This is a genomic window from Aeromonas encheleia (assembly GCF_900637545.1).
Taxonomy (GTDB): domain Bacteria; phylum Pseudomonadota; class Gammaproteobacteria; order Enterobacterales; family Aeromonadaceae; genus Aeromonas; species Aeromonas encheleia.
In genome coordinates, this window is record NZ_LR134376.1 from 2,204,227 (window position 1) to 2,222,894 (window position 18,668).

Here is an 18,668-nt window from a genome sequence, read left to right on the forward strand (position 1 = left end):
TGATGATGCGCGAGCGGTCCATCACCCTCGATGACGGGCGCCACATCGCCCTGCTGGACAATGATCAGAAGGGCAAGCCGCTGCTGATCGCCCTGCACGGCTGGCTCGACAACGGCGCCAGCTTCCTGCCCCTTGCCCCTCATCTCGCCGAGTTCCACCTGATCTGCGTCGATCTGCCGGGGCACGGTCACTCGGATCACAAGTCGACCCCCTATGTCTTCGTCGACTGGCTGGACGATCTTTATCAGTTGAGTCAGGCCGCCGGCTGGTCGCGCTTCATGCTGCTCGGCCATTCCCTCGGGGCGCTCATTGCCAGTGCCTATGCGGGGGTCTTTCCCGAGCAGGTGGCGCGGCTCGTCATGCTGGAGGGGCTGGGGCCCCTCAGCCAGCCCGATGAGGCGGTGCCGGCGCAGTTACGTAAGGCGATCTTGAATCGCAGCCGCACCCGCGAGCGGGCCTCCAATGGTTTTGCCTCCCTCGACGAAGCGGTGGCCGCCCGTTGCAAGGTGGCAGACATTACCCCGAGCGCGGCGCGACTCATCTGCGAGCGGCAGCTGATGGCGCGGGACGGGCGCTGGCATTGGCGCAGCGATCCGCGGCTGCGGGATCTGTCGCCGCTGCGCATGAGCGAGGGCCAGGCCTTGGCGCTGATCCGGGCCATCGTCTGCCCGGTGCTGTTCATCCGGGGAGAGCAGGGCTTTGCGACGCTGCTCGAGCAGTGGCAGCTGCGGGCGGGGGCCTTCGGGCAGATAGAGATGGCGGTGGTGGCAGGAAATCACCATTTCCACATGGAAAATTCAGTCCAAACCGCCGTTTATATCGAAAAATTCTGCCAGAGCCGTTAGAATCAGCGGCTTTACATCATTCCAGGTTTGCTTTCTCCCTCACACTTTCGCCTTGTTAATTTGCTGTTAATCGATGTTGCCTTATGTAACTATGTGCGGCATTAGAGCATGAGCTTAAAACAGCTGATTGAATTGGATGTGAACAGGGACGGAGGCAACACAGTGAGCGCACAGGTGCTAGTTATGCAGGAGAAGTTCGTGGACAAAGTCTGGCTGAAGCGTTATCCGGAAGGGGTTCCCGCCGAGATCAATCCAGACCAATACGGCTCTCTGGTCGAGATGTTTGAAGAGTCGGTGAGCCAGTTTGCCGATCAGCCCGCCTTCGTCAACATGGGGCAGACCATCACCTATCGTCGGCTGGAGGAGCAGTCCCGCGCCTTTGCCGCCTATCTGCAAAACGAGCTCAAGCTCGGCAAGGGCGATCGGGTGGCGGTGATGATGCCGAACCTGTTGCAGTATCCCATCGCCGTGTTCGGCATACTGCGGGCCGGCATGACGGTGGTCAACGTCAACCCGCTCTACACCCCACGCGAGCTGGAGCATCAGCTCAAGGACTCCGGCGCCAAGGCCATCGTCATCGTCTCCAACTTCGCCCATACCCTGGAAAAAGTGGTGCACGACACCCCGGTCAAGCACGTGATCTTGACCCGCATGGGGGACAACCTGGGGCTGGCCAAGGGCTCCCTGGTCAACTTCGTGGTGAAGTACGTCAAGAAGCTGGTGCCCAAATACAACCTGCCGCACGCCAGCACCATGCGCCAGGCGTTGGCCAAGGGGCGCTACCTGCAATACATCAAACCCGAGATCAGCAACCTGGACATCGCCTTCCTGCAATACACCGGCGGCACCACAGGCCTCTCCAAGGGCGCCATGCTGACTCACCGCAACCTGATCGCCAACGTCGAGCAGTGCCTCGGGGTCTATGGCCCCGTGCTGGAGCGGGGCAAGGAGTTCGTGGTGACCGCGCTGCCGCTCTACCACGTGTTCGCGCTGACCGTAAACTGCCTGCTGTTCATGCGCCTGGGGGGCAACAACCTGCTTATCAGCAACCCCCGCGACATCCCGGGCTTCGTCAAAGAGATCAGAAAGTACCCCTTCACCTGCATCACCGGGGTCAACACCCTGTTCAACGCCCTGGTCAACAACGGGGAATTCCAGAGCATGGACTTCTCCGGGCTGAAGCTGACCATAGGCGGCGGCATGGCGGTGCAACGGGCGGTGGCCGAGCAGTGGAAGGGGCTGACCGATACCCCGCTGCTGGAAGGCTATGGCCTGACCGAATGCTCGCCGCTGGTGAGCGTCTGTCCCTACGATCTGGTGGACTATAACGGCTCCATCGGTCTGCCGGTCTGCTCCACCGACATCCGTCTGGTGGACGATGCCGGCCAGGTGATCACCGAGCTCGGCGCCCCTGGCGAGATGCAGGTGCGCGGCCCCCAGGTGATGACTGGCTACTGGCAGCGACCCGAGGCTACCGCCGAGGTGATGCAGGATGGCTGGCTCTGCACCGGTGACATCGCCGTGTGTGACGAGCAGGGCTTCTTCAAGATCGTCGATCGCAAGAAGGACATGATCCTGGTCTCGGGCTTCAACGTCTATCCGAACGAGATAGAAGACGTGGTGGCGCTGCATCCCAAGGTGCTGGAAGTGGCCGCCGTCGGCGTGCCCCACAAGGTTTCCGGCGAGCTGGTGAAGATCTTCGTGGTCAAGAAAGATGCAAAACTGCAGGAAGACGAGATTATTGCCCACTGCCGCAAACATCTGACTGCCTATAAGGTGCCGAAACTGGTAGAATTTCGTGACGAACTTCCCAAGACCAATGTGGGCAAGATCCTGCGCCGCGTGCTGCGCGACGAGGAGATTGCCAAGCAGTAACGGGCAGACAGCCGATGTCATGCAAAACCGTGGGTCATGCCACGGTTTTTTCTTTTTTGGGCCCCGACCAACGTGCAGGCAAAGATGCAATATCAACTCATTTCACAGCAAGCCGAACTGGAACAGTATCTCGCTTCCCTGGCCGACGTTCCCCTGGCCATCGATACCGAATTCGTTCGCACCCGTACCTATTATCCCCAGCTCGGCCTGTTCCAGATCTACGATGGCGAGCGGCTGGCCCTGCTGGATCCGCTGACCCTGGAGCTGTCCGGCCTGTGGCAACGGCTCGGCCGGGCAGGGCAGATCGCCATACTGCACGCATCCGGTGAAGATCTGGAGCTGATCCAGCATCAGGCGGGCCATCTGCCCAACCGGATGCACGACACCCAGCTGGCGACGGCCTTCCTGGGGCACGGCGTCTCGGTGGGCTTCGGCGCCCTGGTCAAGGAGTTCCTCGGGGTGGAGCTGGAGAAGGATCAGGCCCGCACCGACTGGCTGGCCCGCCCGCTCACCGAGCGTCAGCTCGAATACGCGGCGGCGGATGTGTTCTACCTGATGCCACTCTACGAGAAGGTGATGGCCAGACTGCACGAGAGCGGCAAGTTCGCCTGGTTCGAGCAGGAGTGCCAGAACCACTCCGCCCGCAAGACCCAGGGCAGCGATCCCCTGCAGGCTTATCTCGAGATCATCAACGCCTGGCAGCTGGGGCGGCGTGAACTCGCCATCCTGCGCGAGCTGGCCGCCTGGCGCCAGAAAGAGGCGGTGCGCCGGGATCTGGCCCTGAACTTCGTGGTGAAGGAGCTGCACCTGTTCAAGGTGGCCGAGCGTCGCCCGACCTCCCTGCGCGACCTCAACGAGCTGGGGCTGGCCCCCATCGAGATCAAGATCCACGGCAAGCGGATGCTGGATATTGTCGCCGCGGCCCAGCAGAGCGATCCTTCGAGCTGGCCAGAGCCCATTCGCCGGCTGGTGGATTTCCCCCAGTACAAGGCCGAGCTCAAGCGCATCAAGGCCATGGTGGAAGAGAAGGCCAAGGCCAGCAACATCCCGCCTGAGCTGGTGGCCAGCAAGAAGATCATCCACCAGTACTTCACCTGGAGCTGGCGTATGAGCGAGGAGGAGCGCGCCCGCGCCGACAAGCCCATGCTGCTGCAAGGCTGGCGCCATGAGCTGGTGGGTCACCTGCTGGCGCAATAAGCCCCGGTTGCCTGATCGGCGTTGAGTCATGAAGAGAGCCCCAAGTGTGAATGGCACTTGGGGCTCTTTTGTTATCATGCTGGCGGCATGCCATCGGCAAGGGGAAAGGGCGAAGAGCACATGTTCTTCGCCGTGACAGATCAGGCACTCAACTGATGTTCGGCACCCTCAAAGTAGGTGCGTATCAGGTCGGCCCCGCTGGTGCCATAGCCGCTCAGGGTCGCCACGTCGACGAAGTTGGCCCCACCGGCGCTGCCGTTTGTATCCACCTGTACCCTGATGTTGCTGCCGGTTTGCGCCACCTGGACGAAGTCGGAGACCTGGCTACCGCTGACGAAATTGCTGTCGAGCAGCGTCGACAGATCGAGGCTGTCACCCTGGCTGAAGCTGTAGTCGAGTACCGTGTCCAGGTTGAGCGGGTCCGCTTCGGCAAAGGCGAAGCGGTCGGCGCCTGCACCGCCGGTGAGAGAATCGCTGCCAGTGCCACCGATCAGCAGATCGTTGCCGTCGCTGCCGCTCAGAATGTCGTTGCCGCCACCGCCGATCAGCAAGTCGTCGTCGTTCTGCCCGGACAGCGTGTCGTTGCCCGCATTGCCAAACAACAGGTCCCGGCCGCTGGCCCCACCGCCGCCATCGATGGTCTGGTTGCCGGAGGTGCCGGCGACCACATCGTTGCTGCTGCCGTTGCCGGCGTCAAAGCTGCTGCCGGAGAAGATGCTGTAGGTACCGGCCAGTGCATAACCGAAATAGCTCTGTCCGGCGGCGAAGGTAATATTGTCGACCGCATTGCCTGATGCACCGTAATGGTTGAGTACTGTGATGTCCTGGCTGCCGACATCGATCAGCAAGTCGTTACCGGATCGCTCGAAATTCAGCGTGGTCAGCTTGCTGTTGTCCCCGGTGATCCGGATCGCATCGTTGTTACCGCCCGGATCGGTGATCGTATAGACCCCGCTGCCCGTGGCGCTGAAGTCATAATTGTTGTTACCCGTCGTGCCGGTGAGTGCGGTGTTGTCGTTCAGCCCCTGGATGGTCACCTGTACCGACTGCGAATCGCTGCCGTCGAGTGAGTGGGCGACGAAGCTGTCGAGCAGCGATTGCCCGGTGCCCAAGGCCTGGATCACCGCCAGACTGTTGTTCACCGAGTAGGCCCAGTTGCCCGCCGCCGTGAGCGTGAAGGTACCGTAGATTCCGGCCACCGTTGGCTGGGCCAGGAAGCCTGATTGACCGGTATCCGCATCGCTGACAGTCAGTGAACCACTGGTATTCAGCAGCCCGCCGACGACGTTGGTATCTTCCTGAACGTTGCCCGTCGCAACGCCGGCAATCACCGCCGTATCGTTGCTGCCGGTGATGGTGATGTCTATCGTGCTGGTTGAGGTCGCCCCGTGCTCGTCCTGCATTGAATAGCTGAGTGTCACCAACTCTTGCACACCTTGCGCCAGATGGTCGAAAGCTGAGCCCGGATTGAACACCACCTTGTTGTCCAGGATGCTGGCGGTGCCCTTGTCGGATGGTGCATTGACGCTGTTGATCGTGAACGCATGGCCGTCGTCGATGTCGGTATCATTGCCCAATACGTCAATGGTCAGGGTCTGATTTTCGGTACCGGTGGCGGTGTCAACCATGGCCACCGGACCATCGTTGGCGCCGGTGATGGTGATCTTCACTGTACTGGGGGTACCGTCGACGCTGGTGACCTGATAGGTCTCGGAGACGGATTCGTCGACATTCAGTTGATCGAACGCGCCGTTGGCGGTGAAGGTCCAGGCGCCAGCAGCGTCGATGGCGAAGTTGCCTATGGTGCCCAGGGTGGTGCTGGCGTTAAAGGCATTGTCCGGATTGTCGACGTCGTCGCTGGTCAGGGTGCCACTGGTGCTCAGCGCTGCATTGGTCTCGGTTAGCTCCGCTGTGCTGGAGCCGGTGATGATGGCGGCATCGTTGGTGCCGTGCATCGTCACCGTTAACACCTGGCTGGTGCCGTCGGCGGTGGCCACGATGATGGAGTCGGTGTAGTCCTGCCCGGCCGCGAACTCGTCATGGGCGCCGTTCATGGTGTAGGTCCAGGCGCCGCTGGCATCGATGCTGAAGGTGCCATAGTTGTTGCCGCCGGCCACGTTGGTCTGGATGACGAAGGCGGCGGAACTGTCCACGTCGCTGGCGTCGAGGTTGCCACCGGTGCTCTGAGCGGCATTGGCCTCGGTCAGGCTGGCGGTGCTGGAGCCGGTGATGATGGCGGCATCGTTGCTGCCGTGCATCGTCACCGTTAGTACCCGGCTGGTGCCGTCGGCGGTGGCCACGGTGATCGAGTCGGTGTAGTCGACGCCCCCCACGAACTCGTCGTGGGCGCTGCTCATGGTGTAGGTCCAGGCGCCGCTGGCATCGATGCTGAAGGATCCATAATCGTTGCTACCGGCCACGTTGGTCTGTGGCACGAAGTCCGCCGAGCTGTCCACGTCGCTGGCGTAGAGGTTGCCACCGGTACTCTGGGCGGCGTTGGTCTCGGTTAGCTCCGCGGTGATAGAGCCAGTAATAATCGCAGCGTCGTTGGTGCCGTGCATCGTCACCGTCAGTACCCGGCTGGTGCCGTCGGCGGTGGCCACGGTGATCGAGTCGGTGTAGTCGACGCCCCCCACAAACTCGTCGTGGGCACCGTTCATGGTGTAGATCCAGGCGCCGCTGGCATCGATGCTGAAGGTGCCATAACCATTGATGCCAGCCACGTTGGTCTGGACGACAAAGGTGTTGGAGCTGTCCACATCGCTGGCGTCTAGGTTACCACCGGTGCTCTGGGCGGCGTTGGTCTCGGTCAGGCTGGCGGTGCTGGAGCCGGTTATGACCGCCGCATCATTGGTGCCGTGCATCGTCACAGTCAACACCCGGCTGGTGCCGTCGGCGGTGGCCACGGTGATCGAGTCGGTGTAGTCGACGCCCCCCACGAACTCGTCGTGGGCACCGTTCATGGTGTAGCTCCAGGCACCGCTGGCATCGATGCTGAAGGTGCCATAACCATTGATGCCGGCCACGTTGGTCTGGACGACAAAGGCGTTGGAGCTGTCTACGTCGGTGGCGTCGAGGTTGCCGCCGGTGCTCTGGGCTACGTTGATCTCGGTCAGGCTGGCGGTGCTGGAGCCGGTGATGACCGCCGCATCGTTGCTGCCGGCAAAGGAGACCTGTGCGGTGGCCCAGCTCAGGGTGCCATTCCCGAGGCGGATCGAATAGGTGAAGGTGTCGCTCAGCGTCTCTCCTGCCGAGAGCGCCTGCAGGGCGTTTTTGAACGCTACCGACAGCGTGCCGGCATCGTAGCCGACCTTGCCATCCGTGGTGATCCAGATCCTGGCGCCATTCAGGCTGGTGTCATTGCTGACGTCTTCGAATCTGGCGGTGTCCTGGGTGAGGAGATCGGTGGGAGCATAGCTCTTGGTGGCGGTGGACAAACTCTCCGCGTTGTCCAGTGACCAGAGCGTCTTCGCGTTGCCGCCCAGGTCGTTGGCCATGACATCCAGATAGACGACGCCCACGAGATCTTCGGTGATGAGACTCCCGCTCAGCCCGTCGATGAGGCCTGTAGTGAAAGTGTCATCCTTGGCTTGGGGACTGTTAGAGAATGAGGTAACGGTTCCGCTGCTGGTCGTTGTGGTGGCCATGTCTGCTCTCCTTGAACCTATGATAAAAAACAACCTCGTTGGCTATCCGTCCGAACGGCGTGTTTCGACGACTCGAAAACCTAATTCACCAACAGTTGTAGTTCCCTGATCTTTACGGCGACGCCTATCAGGCCGCCGATATGTTCCGTTCGCACCACCTGGCCACGGCACTGCATCTTCATGGTCCTGTGCGCCGCCCCCAGATCGAGCTCGAAGCAGATTTCACCGTCATGAATGTCGGTGTCGTCCACTTCCAGATAGAAGCCGCCGACGCTGATGTCCCTGGTGAAGCCGCTTTGGCCTGCGAGCCGTATTGGCATCACCACCTGGACGCGTTCATATCGACGCGCGTTGCCGTTCGATGTGTTTGTCATGGGGTTTAGCCTAGGCCAGAAGAGGGGGCCGAAAAATGGAAAAATCTGGCCTATTTATCCGGGAAAAAGAGTCGTTCGATTTAGGACAAAAGCAGGACATTTCGACTAGTTTGAGAAGGGGGAAAAAGCAGCCATAACGCGAGGGGATTGCTTGCAACGCCGCCGTCGGCGGTAAGAGGAGCCAGGGTATGGATACCAGAGTCAACGTCATCTTGATCTGCGACTTGCCGATCGTGGCATGGGGCCTGCGAGAGATGATCGCCGCGCAGCCGGATCAGATGGAACTCATCGCCTCGGTGGCGCATGCCTCCGAGGTCGCCCAGTGGATCGACAGTGACAAGAGCTATGTCGCATTGCTCGATCTGGATGGCCGCAATGGCATAGAGCAGATCCCCGCCTTGCTGTCCGGTTCTAACGTACGGGTACTCACCCTCTCCACCCGTGATGAGTTCGAGTTACAGGATAGGGCTGTATTGGCCGGGGCCTGTGGTGCCATCAGCAAGCACGAGCCGATCGAGGTGTTGTGCAAGGCCATCCAGAAGGTGCATGGGGGAGAGTATTGGGTCGATCGCGCCGCGACGGAGCGCATCCTGATGGCTGTCGTCAGGGAGCAGGGCACGAGTCATGCCGAGCAGGAGAAGATCGCACGGCTGACCCGTAAGGAGAAGCAGACCATAGCCGCCATCACCCTGGGATTGGATGCGAGCACTCTGGAGATTGCGGAGCGCCTCAACATCAGCGAACACACCTTGCGCAACCACCTGACCTCCATCTACGCCAAGCTGGGGGTACGTAACCGGGTGGGCTTGTATGCCTACGCGCAGAAGCATGCCCTGACCGGATGACAGAGCCGCCCGGCCCAGGGTGGCGAGTCAGTATCCACAAGCCTCGCCATCGGGCAGCACCGATTTTACCCTTGATTAGCCAGTACCAAGGGCCTCGAGCAAGGCGTAGCCATTACCAGCCCCAGCAGCGCTGTTCGGACAGGCGGGGAGGGGCTGATCCTGGCGTGATGAAGAGGCCGCAGGCGCGGTTTCATCATGCTCGGCAGTCAGGCTGCGGTTAATGGTGGGATATGTTGGTCAATCTGGAAGAGAGGATGCACTGAGGTGCATCCTTATCAGAGTTCGTGGGCGTGGAATCCCTTGCGATAGCGGGTCTCACAACGGGGACAGCGTTGCAGGGTTGGATCCTGCTCGAGCTGGGCAATGGCCAGCGGCTCCTCACAATCGGAGCAGAGGCCATAGAGGCCCAAGTCCATCTGGCACAGCGCCGCGTCGAGCCGCTTGAGGTGCGCCACGCTCTGCTCTACCTTCGGCAAGTCGAGGCGACTGGTCAACTCCACCAGCTGATCATGCTCACAATGATCCACCTTCTCCGCCCATTCATCACGCCGACAGGCCTTGAGCTGACCTATCAGTTCTTCTCTTACATGCGCCCAGTCGGCCTGCAGGCGCTCACGCCATTCGGCCAACTGGGCTTGCGTCATTTCACACACAACAGCCCCCACAGACGAATTATAAAACTCGGTCAGTATAGGGAATCGAGTGGTTTATCAAGATGACATGAGTCAAGTAAAGGTCGGTTAGCTCACAGTTTTCGCGGCTTGCAGCAATGCTTCCCGGATAGGTCCCGTCTCCTTGTGCAGACGAATATCCCGAAACAGCAGGTCGGCCTGGGGGTATTCACGCTTGAGGTAGCTGAACCACTGCTTGATCCGGCTGGGGTAGTAGTCGGCCTTCTCGCTCGCCAGATCCTGCTCGGTATAACCCACCATCAGCTGCAGCACCTCGGCCCAGCTCATGTGGGCACAGCCGGTCTTCATCACGTTGGCCAGATTGGGCAGGGAGATGGCGCCGCGCCCCACCATCAGGGCATCACAGCCGGAGACCCTGGCGCAGGCGAGCGCGTCGGCATGGTGCCAGATCTCGCCATTGGCGGTCACCGGAATGGGCAGGGCGCGGCGGATGGCATCCACGTACTCCCAGTGCGCCGGCGCCTTGTAGCCTTCGCGCTTGGTGCGGGCATGCACCGCCAGCTCGTCGGCCCCTGCCTGATGGACCGCATGGGCATTGTCCAGGTAGAGCTCCTTGTCATCGTAACCGAGGCGGATCTTGGCGCTCACCGGCAGATGGGCAGGCACCGCCTCGCGCACCGCCTTGACGATGCGGTGGATGGTCTCGGGCTCTTTGAGCAAGACGGCGCCGCCCTTGCTCTTGTTCACCGTGGGGGCGGGGCAGCCAAAGTTGAGATCGACCCCGGGGGAGCCGAGCTCGATGGCGCGCACCGCGTTCTCGGCCAACCATTCGGGGTGCTGGCCCAGCAACTGCACCCGCACCGGGGTGCCGGCACGGGTCTTGCCATCCTGGCGCAGCTCGGGGCAGAGACGATAGAACACCTTGGCAGGCAGCAGCTGATCGACGACCCGGATAAATTCGCTGACGCAGAGGTCGTAATTATTGACGGAGGTGAGTACCTCCCGCATCAGGTGATCCAGCACCCCCTGCATGGGGGCCAAAATAACGCGCATAGCTGCTTCCGAAGACAAGGGGAGAAAAAAGAGCGCAGATTGTAGAGGGAATAGGTGAAGCTGTCAGCCTTTTGCCCACGGTGGGGGCAGGGGAGATCGGCCAAAGACAGATGGTATGGGGGCGAGGAGGTAGCGCTCCGTCCAAAACAGGGAGAAGAGAGAAGAAGGAGACGCTGTCGGCGTCTGGGGCAACTCTGCTAGGCTAGGCGAAGATGCACTGAAAAGGAGTACGAATGAAGCGTTGGTGTCTGATGGCCCTTGGCTGGGCAGCATTTGCCACGGGCATAGTCGGAATCGTCTTGCCCCTGCTGCCGACCACGCCGTTCATGTTGCTGGCGGCGGCGCTGTTTGCCCGCTCGTCCCCCCGTTTCCATCGCTGGCTGCTGGCCCATCCCTGGTTCGGGCCGCCCATCGTCGACTGGCAGCAGTATCGCGGCATTCGTCGTCATGCCCGGCGCCGGGCCATCATCTTCATTCTGCTCTCCTTCTCGGTGTCGCTGCTGGTGGTACCCATGCCCTGGGTACGCCTGCTGCTGGTTGCCATAATGGTGATCCTGCTCACCTGGTTAATGCGCCTGCCGGTGCTGGAGCCAGTTGCAATGGAGAAGTGAAATCCCTAAGCTATTGCGGCAATAATGCTATGGAGTCGGCCTGTCATTTTTTGCATGACGGGCCTTTTTATTGCCCACTGGCGGCATCGCAAGAGACGCCACATCAGGGCTCAAAAAATAAGCGGTCAAATAATGAATCCGGATACCCTGAAATTTATCGAAGCGAGCATCAAGACCATTCCCGACTATCCGAAGCCGGGCATCCTGTTTCGCGACATCACCAGCCTGATCGAGAACGCCGAGGCCTTCAAGGCCACCATCGATCTGCTGGCTGCGCATTATCGTGATCAAGGGATCACCAAAATCGTCGGCACCGAGGCCCGCGGCTTCATCTTCGGTGCGCCTGTCGCCTTCGCCATGGGCCTGGGCTTTGTGCCGGTGCGCAAGCCGGGCAAGCTGCCCCGCGCCGTGATCGAGGAGTCCTATGCCCTCGAATACGGTACCGACACCCTGCAACTGCACACCGACGCCATAGTGCCCGGTGACAAGGTGCTGGTGGTCGACGATCTGCTGGCCACCGGCGGCACCGTCGATGCGACCGTCAAGCTCATCCGCCGTGCCGGTGGTGAGGTAGCCGATGCGGCCTTCATCATCTCCCTGCCGTCCCTGGGGGGCGATGCCCGCCTGACGGCGGCCGGCATCAAGGTGGTTTCGCTGGTCGAACTGGCCGGCGAGTAAGGCTCCCGCCAGCGCGGCGTGCAGGCTTCGTCCGTCTGCCGTTCGCCCCCAAACCGGTGCCCCAGCGGCACCGGTTTGAAAATCAAGCGATCCCTCCCCAAGCGGCCGATAGCCGATACAGCCCGCCCCGCATTTGTGTTAGCATCCTGCCTCAATGCCTCGTTTTCCCAGCATCGAGATCTATGAGCTATCAGGTTCTGGCGCGTAAATGGCGCCCCCATACGTTTGAACAAGTGGTTGGCCAGCAACATGTGCTGACCGCCTTGACCAATGCCCTGGATCAGGGACGGCTGCATCACGCCTATCTGCTCAGTGGCACCCGTGGGGTCGGCAAGACCACCATTGCCCGCATTCTGGCCAAGAGCCTCAACTGCGAGCAGGGGATCAGCAGCCACCCATGTGGCGTATGCGATACCTGCCGCGAGATCGATCAGGGCAACTTCGTCGATCTGCTGGAAATCGATGCGGCGTCGCGCACCAAGGTGGAAGACACCCGCGAGCTGCTGGACAACGTGCAGTACCGCCCGGCCCGCGGCCGCTTCAAGGTCTACCTCATCGACGAGGTGCACATGCTGTCCCGGCACAGCTTCAATGCGCTGCTGAAGACCCTGGAAGAGCCGCCCCCCTATGTGAAGTTCCTGCTGGCCACCACGGATCCGCAGAAGCTGCCCATCACCATCCTCTCCCGCTGCCTGCAGTTCCATCTGAAGAGTCTGGATCAGAGCCAGATCGCCAAACAGCTGGAGTGGGTGCTGGATCAGGAGGGCCAGCCGTTCGAGCCGCGGGCCCTGCTGGCCCTGGCCAAGGCGGCCGATGGCAGCATGCGCGATGCCTTGAGCCTGACCGATCAGGCGCTGGCTCATGGCAACGGCAGCGTGCGTCTGGACAGCGTGCTGACCATGCTGGGCACGCTCGACCACCATCATCTGCACCAGCTGCTGGAGGCCATCCTGCGCCAGGATGCCCCGGCCACCATGGCCAAGATCACCGAGATCGCCACCCTGGGACCGGATTTCGACCAGCTCCACGCCGAATTGGAGGCCCTGCTCCATCGCGTCGCCATGGCGCAGCTGTTGCCTGCCAGCGTGCAGGAGCAGGGGGCGGATGCCGATGCCCTGCTGCAGCTGGCGGGCGCCATGAGCCCGGAAGAGGTGCAGCTCTGCTACCAGATAGTGCTGGGGGGACGCAAGGATCTGCCCTGGGCGCCGGATGGCCGCACCGCCCTCGAGATGACCTGTTTGCGGATGCTGGCGTTCTCGCCGCGCCGCGAGCCGCTGCACCCCGCCAACCTGACGGCCTTGCCCCCGTCCATGGCGGGACTCCCTGTGGCCATGCCAGCCGCAGGGAGGGAGGCCGCACCGGCCCCCTTGGGAAAGCCTCACGGGGCTGAGCCAGCCCCGAACCAGGCCGTCGCCACGCCGGTCCGACCGGCTGCGCCGACTAGCGCCCCGGTCGCCGTAGCGGCGCAGGCCGCGGCCATGGAAGAAACACCCGCCGTCACGGCCGCCGCGGTCGATGCCAGCGAGCAGGACAGCCTCGACGATGAGCCGAGTGCGCAACTGTTTGCCGAGCAGGACGAGCTGCTGCACGAGGCGCAGCGGATGGGGTATGAGGTGCCAGCGGCCAGGCCCGAGTCACTCGAGCAGACTCGCGCCTTGGTGGAAACCTATGAGGCGGCGCCGACTGAGCCGTCTCAGGCCGGGCCCTCGTACCATGAGCCTCTGCCGGCGATCGCCCCGGAGCCCCTGGCCGTCACTCCGGCGCTGGAGGCTGCCCCGTCGGCTGCCTCCAGCATGCAGAGCCTGCTGGGCAAGCGCAACCTGCTGCGCAGCCGGCTGCGGGCTGAGCCCGGGGCGACGGCCACAGCCTCCCCTCGGGTGGCACCGACCAAGCCGGTGGCGCCCCAGCGCCCTGAGGTGCAACCGGCGACTCCGGCCGCCGCTGCCAGGCAGCCTGCGGCTCCAGTGCCTGCCTATGCTGCGGCCCAGATGGACTATGATGAGCTGCCGCCGCTCGATGCCTATGAGGACGGCGGCAACGATTACGAAGAGTACCTGAGCCAGGGCTTTGGTGACGGCGTTGCCACTGCCCCCACGATAGCGCCGGTGGCCCCTCCACCAATGGCTCGAGCGGCCCCCAGCCAGCAGCAGACTGCCCCGCAAAGGGCGCGTCCCAACCCGGACGATCTGCCCCCCTGGGATCTGGATGGGGTGCCCGCTGCGAAAATCGACACGCCCACCTCTGTCGCGCCGATACCGGTGCCCGCCGCCGAGCAAAGCGAGTCGCAGTCAGCGGCCCCCCTGATGGAGACCATCGACTGGGATGAGCTGGAGAGCGAAGCCCAGCCGGAGGAGGGGGAGGAGGTCGCGAGGCTTATTCCGTCCTCCCTGCTGGTCAACTGCGGCGATCCCTGGGCCGAGCTCATCGCCCGCACCGGGGTCGGTGGCCGGCTGCGCCAGCTGGCGATCAACTCGGTGATGACCCGGCAGGGGGCGCTGGTGTCGCTTATCCTCAAGCCCGAGCAGCGCCATCTGGTCAGCGATCGGGCCCTTGCCGATCTGGCCGAGATCATAGGCCCAGAGCTTGGAGAGTCGGTGCGAGTCGAGGTGACGCTGGGCACGGATCCGGCGCGGGAGACCCCGCTCGAGATCGAGCACCGCCTCTATCTGGGGGTGCGTGAGCAGGTGAGCCGGGATCTGGCCGAGGATCCCAACGTACAATTTCTACAACAGCGATTCGGGGCCGTGCTCCACCCAGAGAGCATAGAGCCGCTGAGTCGCTAAATCCCATGCCGGGAGCCCGCTCCCGGTTGAAACGCAGCGTGGCTGTCCCCATATTCAGGACAGACAAACCCACAGCCCGGCGCTGGATGCCGGATTTCAAGACGAGAGACGACCTATGTTTGGTAAAGGTGGAATGGGTAACCTGATGAAACAGGCCCAACAGATGCAAGAGCGCATGCAGAAGATGCAAGAGCAGCTTGCCCAGATGGAAGTAGTCGGTGAAGCCGGTGCTGGCATGGTCAAGGTCACCATGGCCGGCAGCCACAGCGTGCGCCGCATCGAGATCGATCCGAGTCTGATGGAAGATGACAAGGAGATGATCGAGGATCTGGTCGCCGCCGCCGTGAACGATGCCGTTCGCCGGGTGGAAGAGCAGAACAAGAGCAAGATGGGCGAGCTGACCGGTGGCATGCAACTGCCCCCGGGCTTCAAGATGCCGTTCTAAGCCAGTGGGTTCACCCTTGCGACCGCGCTATCTTGCGGCTCGAGGGGAACCAGAATGAAAAAGGCCAGAGCCATGCTCTGGCCTTTTTATTGATCAGCGTTTGGTAACTGTGGGGGAACTCAGGTTCTGCGGCGCCATGCCAGCGGCAACAACAGGAGGCCGAGCAGCCCTATGCTGCCGCCACCGGAGGAGGTGGTCGCCGCGTTGTACGACTCAGTGCCGGACGAGGAACCGCCGGCGATGGCCGCATCGGTCTCGCGTCGCGGGGTGGTGACGGCGATGAGGCTTGCATCGAGACGCTGGCTGGCCCCATTGGGTTGGGTGGCGTTGAGTCTCAACCGGTAGAGCTGATAGGTGTCCGGCGTGAAGTTCGCATCGAAGCGCAGCTTGATGCGGCATTGCTCGCCTGCCGCCAGCACGGACGGGCACTCGTTTCGCATGGCCGGGGCGTCGGTGGTGGCGCCGTTCAGGGTGATCGCTTCGGCCGATCCGTTGAGCACCGTATAGCTGACCCAGCTGTGCTGGCCGGCGGGCAGGGCAACCAGTTGATGGCTGGTGAGGCTGACGGCGTTCATCTTCTCGGCCAGCCAGTCTCTGAACAGGGGTGCGAAGGTATAGCCCCCTGGCTGTCCCAGGCCGCAGCGTTGACTGCCATAGCTGGTAATGCCGATGAGGCCGCTCTGGTCGGTGAGGGGGCCGCCACTGTCGCCCCGGCAGGTATCCTGGCCGACTATATTCCCGGCGAAGATATGAGTCTGGGTATTGTCATACATCCAGCGATCCCTGAACCCCTGAAATGCCAGCTCGACTCTCAGTAATTGCGGGCTGGTGAGGCTGGTGTTGGGATTAATTCCGCCATATCCCCAGGCCGAAAAACGAGAGCCGTTATTATAATCTGCGGGCGTCTCCTTGGCGGAGATGGGCAGGGTATTATTTTTGCTGGCGGTATTCAGGTGCAGCAGCGCAATATCCGAGTCGGCCTCCATATGGCCGGTACCGATATTTCTGATGAAGCCGCTGAGATAAGTGTCATGCATGATGATCTGATCGACCCTGATGCGCGCATGAGGCTTGCTGAGATCGCTCACCCCGATGGCCACCTGCATGCCGTCGAGCTTGGCCTCTTCCAGACAGTGGGCGGCGGTGAGCACCCAGTCCTTGGCAATCAGGGTGCCGCCACAGTAATTGCGCCACTGACCGTCGCTGTCGTTGCCGATGGCCACCATCCAGCTGGGCGCCGGGGTGGTGGTCCCGCCGAGAATACGCGGCACAGCGGCTTGTTGCCCATGGGCGACGGATGCAAATAATGACAACATGGTCAGCGATAATGTCTTCATGCTGGTATCGAGCATATTACTGTCTCTTTTGTTATTAATAATGAATCTGCGAATGTATTAAATGATACAGCGGTGAGTCATTTGAATATCGTGATCGGCGCGGTGGTTTTAAATATTTATTTGTTTATTCATTTAATGATAACATCATCGATGGTGTATAAAACGACCTTAAAATGATGCTTATATATTGCATGGTAAATTCAGCCAGCAACGAATATCGGTCACCCTGGCTAGCCGCTTATTATTCTGCTTGATATCAATTCGCCATGTGGGTGGGTGCTGCCCGCGCCGGGCAAAGATCGCCATATAAGGGCGAGCGCCGGCGTGGCGGTGAGGGAGTGAGGTAAGGGTGGCCAGCCACCCAATTCCCAGTCTCTCCTGGCGAGGGCCGCGCTGGCCCAGATAGAGAAGGGTGGGCATTTATCCTGGGCTTACTCTTCCTCCAGCGGCCTGAAGCAGTCAACCAGATGGTCGATCAGGGCGCGAACTGAGGGCAGCAGTCCCCGGCGCGAGGGGAAGACGGCGTGGATGACTTCCCGGCGAGGGGCCCAGTCCGGCAGCAGCCGGATGAGCCGGCCGTCCGCCAGGGGCTCCCGCACCATCATGGCGGGCAACTGCACCACTCCCACGCCGTCGATCGCCCCCTGGCGCAGGGTCTGCATGTCGGTCGCCACAAAACGGGGGCTGTGATGCTGCTTCACCTGTGCCCCTTCCGGCCCCTGCAGCGTCCAGTGATGACCCTCTATACTGGGCCCGTGCCCCAGGCTGGGCCAGGACAGCAGATCGGCGGGGGCCCGTGGCACCCCATGCCGCTCGAGCAGGATTGGGCTGGCGACCAGGTACTGGTTCGCATGGCCCAGCACCCGCATGGCCAGATCGCTGTCTTCCAGCGGCAGCGGCCGCACCCTTATCGCCATGTCCAACCCCTCGGCCACCACGTCGACCGCCCGGTTCACCCCGATCAGTTGCACGCTGACGCTGGGATACTGCAGGGCGAACGCCACCAGCATGCTGCCGACATGGGCATGCTGCAGGTCGAGCGGACAGGAGAGCCGCACCAGGCCGCAAGGAGCCTGATGAGTGGATTCAATTACGGCCTGGGCCGCCTCGGCCTCGACCAGCACGGCGCGGCAGCGGGCATAATATGCCTGGCCCAGCTCGGTGACCGTGAAGCTGCGGGTCGAGCGCTGGATGAGCCGCACCCCCAGCCGCTCCTCCAGCATGGCGATGCGGCGACTGAGCTTGGATTTGGGCATACCGAGCGCCCTGCCGGCCTGGGCAAAGCCGCCGTGATCCACCACCTGGACGTAGTAATAGAGATCGTTGAGGTCTTGTTGCATCGCTTATCGTTCACAAAATAGGACTCTGACGTCAAATAATACGCCTACCGCGAATATCGTTCTATATGCAGACTGTATCCAACGCCACCATCTCGGAGCGGCAACCTTGGAGAGCATCATGAAAAAAGTTATCGGTATCTACAGTGCACCTCGCCAACACTGGGTTGGCGACGGTTTCCCGGTGCGTTCGTTGTTCTCGTACCACAGCCACGGCAAGGCGCTCAGCCCCTTCCTGTTGCTGGACAGGGCCGGGCCGGCGGAATTCGAGCCCGGCGACCATGCCCGTGGCGTGGGTCAGCATCCGCACCGCGGCTTCGAGACGGTCACCATCGTCTATGAGGGGGAGGTCGCCCACCGCGATTCGACCGGCCAGGGCGGCGTGATCGGCCCAGGCGACGTGCAGTGGATGAGCGCCGCCGCCGGCATCATGCACGAGGAATTCCACTCGGAGGCCTTCACCCGTGCGGGCGGTACCCTTGACATGGTGCAGCTCTGGGTCAACTTGCCCGCCAGGGACAAGATGTCGGCGCCGGGCTATCAGGCCATCCGCAGCGACAGCATCCCCGAGGTCGCCTTGCCCGACGGGGCGGGTAGCGTGCGCCTCATCGCGGGCGACTACGCCGGTCGGCAGGGGCCCGCCCGCACCTTCTCGCCCATGAACGTCTGGGATCTGCGGCTCAAGGGCGGGGCCAGCCTGCTGCTCCCCGCGGTCGATGGCTGGAACACGGCCATAGTGGTGCTCAAGGGATCGGTGCGCATCAATGGTCAGGAGGAGGCGGGCGAGGCACAGCTGGTGCTGCTGGATCCCCGCGGCAGTGACGTCCAGTTTGAGACCCGCGAGGGGGCCGTGCTGTTGCTGATCAGCGGTGAACCCATCGATGAGCCGATCGTGGGCTATGGCCCCTTCGTCATGAACTCGCAGGAGGAGATCACTCAGGCGATCGATGACTTCAACAGCGGACGCTTCGCCAATATCGCCCATTGATCCTCAGCGGCGTGCTTGATG

15 protein-coding genes are annotated in these 18,668 nt (G+C 62.0%); 9 read left to right on the plus strand and 6 right to left on the minus strand.

All coding sequences use genetic code 11. The features are described 5' to 3' along the window. The first annotated feature begins 2 nt into the window (after positions 1 to 2). The 3 genes from EL255_RS10265 (at position 3) to rnd (ending at position 3,917) form a co-directional block, all read left to right on the plus strand. On the plus strand, positions 3 to 845 hold the full coding sequence (locus EL255_RS10265; RefSeq protein ID WP_042654809.1) for an alpha/beta fold hydrolase: 843 nt from the start codon (positions 3 to 5) through the stop codon (positions 843 to 845). Positions 846 to 1,043: 198 nt separating this feature from the next. Continuing rightward, positions 1,044 to 2,720 (plus strand): long-chain-fatty-acid--CoA ligase FadD, encoded by a 1,677-nt coding sequence (fadD, locus tag EL255_RS10270; RefSeq protein ID WP_126623320.1) that lies wholly within the window; start codon positions 1,044 to 1,046, stop codon positions 2,718 to 2,720. Between the two features lie 84 nt (positions 2,721 to 2,804). Then, complete coding sequence (rnd, locus tag EL255_RS10275) at positions 2,805 to 3,917, plus strand: ribonuclease D (RefSeq protein ID WP_042654807.1); 1,113 nt, start codon at positions 2,805 to 2,807, stop codon at positions 3,915 to 3,917. Between the two features lie 140 nt (positions 3,918 to 4,057). Here rnd and EL255_RS10280 read toward each other — a convergent pair whose 3' ends face one another. Both EL255_RS10280 and EL255_RS10285 read right to left on the minus strand, forming a co-directional pair. After that, entirely contained in the window at positions 4,058 to 7,564 is a 3,507-nt protein-coding gene (locus tag EL255_RS10280; protein ID WP_048823228.1) for a beta strand repeat-containing protein, read from the minus strand. An 80-nt stretch (positions 7,565 to 7,644) separates the two neighbouring features. Continuing rightward, positions 7,645 to 7,884 (minus strand): PilZ domain-containing protein, encoded by a 240-nt coding sequence (locus EL255_RS10285; protein WP_042654806.1) that lies wholly within the window; start codon positions 7,882 to 7,884, stop codon positions 7,645 to 7,647. A gap of 242 nt (positions 7,885 to 8,126) precedes the next feature. Here EL255_RS10285 and EL255_RS10290 point away from each other — a divergent pair, with 242 nt between their 5' ends. Next, positions 8,127 to 8,783 carry a response regulator transcription factor gene (locus EL255_RS10290; protein ID WP_042654805.1) on the plus strand — a complete coding sequence of 219 codons (657 nt, stop codon included), beginning with the start codon at positions 8,127 to 8,129 and terminating at the stop codon, positions 8,781 to 8,783. Between the two features lie 275 nt (positions 8,784 to 9,058). Here the strand turns inward: EL255_RS10290 and EL255_RS10295 are convergent, their stop codons facing one another. Both EL255_RS10295 and dusC read right to left on the minus strand, forming a co-directional pair. Next, a complete protein-coding gene (locus tag EL255_RS10295) occupies positions 9,059 to 9,427 on the minus strand; it encodes a TraR/DksA family transcriptional regulator (RefSeq protein WP_042654804.1) in 369 nt (122 codons plus the stop codon). A 96-nt stretch (positions 9,428 to 9,523) separates the two neighbouring features. Further along, positions 9,524 to 10,468, minus strand: coding sequence for a tRNA dihydrouridine(16) synthase DusC (gene dusC, locus EL255_RS10300; protein ID WP_042654803.1), 945 nt, complete (start codon positions 10,466 to 10,468; stop codon positions 9,524 to 9,526). A 233-nt stretch (positions 10,469 to 10,701) separates the two neighbouring features. On the opposite strand from dusC, the gene EL255_RS10305 reads away from it, so the two are divergent. From EL255_RS10305 to EL255_RS10320, 4 genes are all read left to right on the plus strand, one after another. Further along, a complete protein-coding gene (locus EL255_RS10305) occupies positions 10,702 to 11,079 on the plus strand; it encodes a YbaN family protein (RefSeq protein WP_042654802.1) in 378 nt (125 codons plus the stop codon). Between the two features lie 132 nt (positions 11,080 to 11,211). Continuing rightward, complete coding sequence (gene apt / locus EL255_RS10310; protein WP_042654801.1) at positions 11,212 to 11,757, plus strand: adenine phosphoribosyltransferase; 546 nt, start codon at positions 11,212 to 11,214, stop codon at positions 11,755 to 11,757. Between the two features lie 182 nt (positions 11,758 to 11,939). Continuing rightward, positions 11,940 to 14,540 carry a DNA polymerase III subunit gamma/tau gene (gene dnaX / locus EL255_RS10315; protein ID WP_042654800.1) on the plus strand — a complete coding sequence of 867 codons (2,601 nt, stop codon included), beginning with the start codon at positions 11,940 to 11,942 and terminating at the stop codon, positions 14,538 to 14,540. A gap of 115 nt (positions 14,541 to 14,655) precedes the next feature. Continuing rightward, positions 14,656 to 14,985 (plus strand): YbaB/EbfC family nucleoid-associated protein, encoded by a 330-nt coding sequence (locus EL255_RS10320; RefSeq protein ID WP_042654799.1) that lies wholly within the window; start codon positions 14,656 to 14,658, stop codon positions 14,983 to 14,985. Positions 14,986 to 15,104: 119 nt separating this feature from the next. On the opposite strand, the gene EL255_RS10325 is transcribed toward EL255_RS10320, so the two are convergent. After that, positions 15,105 to 16,322, minus strand: coding sequence for a S1 family peptidase (locus EL255_RS10325; RefSeq protein ID WP_170176005.1), 1,218 nt, complete (start codon positions 16,320 to 16,322; stop codon positions 15,105 to 15,107). 431 nt (positions 16,323 to 16,753) lie between these two features. Further along, complete coding sequence (locus EL255_RS10330) at positions 16,754 to 17,662, minus strand: LysR family transcriptional regulator (protein WP_042654797.1); 909 nt, start codon at positions 17,660 to 17,662, stop codon at positions 16,754 to 16,756. 118 nt (positions 17,663 to 17,780) lie between these two features. Here EL255_RS10330 and EL255_RS10335 point away from each other — a divergent pair, with 118 nt between their 5' ends. After that, positions 17,781 to 18,647 carry a pirin family protein gene (locus EL255_RS10335; protein WP_042654796.1) on the plus strand — a complete coding sequence of 289 codons (867 nt, stop codon included), beginning with the start codon at positions 17,781 to 17,783 and terminating at the stop codon, positions 18,645 to 18,647. Positions 18,648 to 18,668 lie beyond the last annotated feature (21 nt).

What these genes read in the sequence shown, in the direction of transcription:
- EL255_RS10320 (WP_042654799.1), top strand. Translation starts at nt 14,656, where the DNA reads ATGTTTGGTAAAGGTGGAATGGGTAACCTGATGAAACAGGCCCAACAG.
- rnd (WP_042654807.1), top strand. Translation starts at nt 2,805, where the DNA reads ATGCAATATCAACTCATTTCACAGCAAGCCGAACTGGAACAGTATCTC.
- EL255_RS10330 (WP_042654797.1), bottom strand. Translation starts at nt 17,662, where the DNA reads ATGCAACAAGACCTCAACGATCTCTATTACTACGTCCAGGTGGTGGAT.
- dnaX (WP_042654800.1), top strand. Translation starts at nt 11,940, where the DNA reads ATGAGCTATCAGGTTCTGGCGCGTAAATGGCGCCCCCATACGTTTGAA.
- EL255_RS10305 (WP_042654802.1), top strand. Translation starts at nt 10,702, where the DNA reads ATGAAGCGTTGGTGTCTGATGGCCCTTGGCTGGGCAGCATTTGCCACG.
- EL255_RS10290 (WP_042654805.1), top strand. Translation starts at nt 8,127, where the DNA reads ATGGATACCAGAGTCAACGTCATCTTGATCTGCGACTTGCCGATCGTG.
- EL255_RS10280 (WP_048823228.1), bottom strand. Translation starts at nt 7,564, where the DNA reads ATGGCCACCACAACGACCAGCAGCGGAACCGTTACCTCATTCTCTAAC.
- EL255_RS10295 (WP_042654804.1), bottom strand. Translation starts at nt 9,427, where the DNA reads ATGACGCAAGCCCAGTTGGCCGAATGGCGTGAGCGCCTGCAGGCCGAC.
- EL255_RS10335 (WP_042654796.1), top strand. Translation starts at nt 17,781, where the DNA reads ATGAAAAAAGTTATCGGTATCTACAGTGCACCTCGCCAACACTGGGTT.
- EL255_RS10265 (WP_042654809.1), top strand. Translation starts at nt 3, where the DNA reads ATGATGCGCGAGCGGTCCATCACCCTCGATGACGGGCGCCACATCGCC.
- dusC (WP_042654803.1), bottom strand. Translation starts at nt 10,468, where the DNA reads ATGCGCGTTATTTTGGCCCCCATGCAGGGGGTGCTGGATCACCTGATG.
- EL255_RS10325 (WP_170176005.1), bottom strand. Translation starts at nt 16,322, where the DNA reads ATGAAGACATTATCGCTGACCATGTTGTCATTATTTGCATCCGTCGCC.
- EL255_RS10285 (WP_042654806.1), bottom strand. Translation starts at nt 7,884, where the DNA reads ATGCCAATACGGCTCGCAGGCCAAAGCGGCTTCACCAGGGACATCAGC.
- apt (WP_042654801.1), top strand. Translation starts at nt 11,212, where the DNA reads ATGAATCCGGATACCCTGAAATTTATCGAAGCGAGCATCAAGACCATT.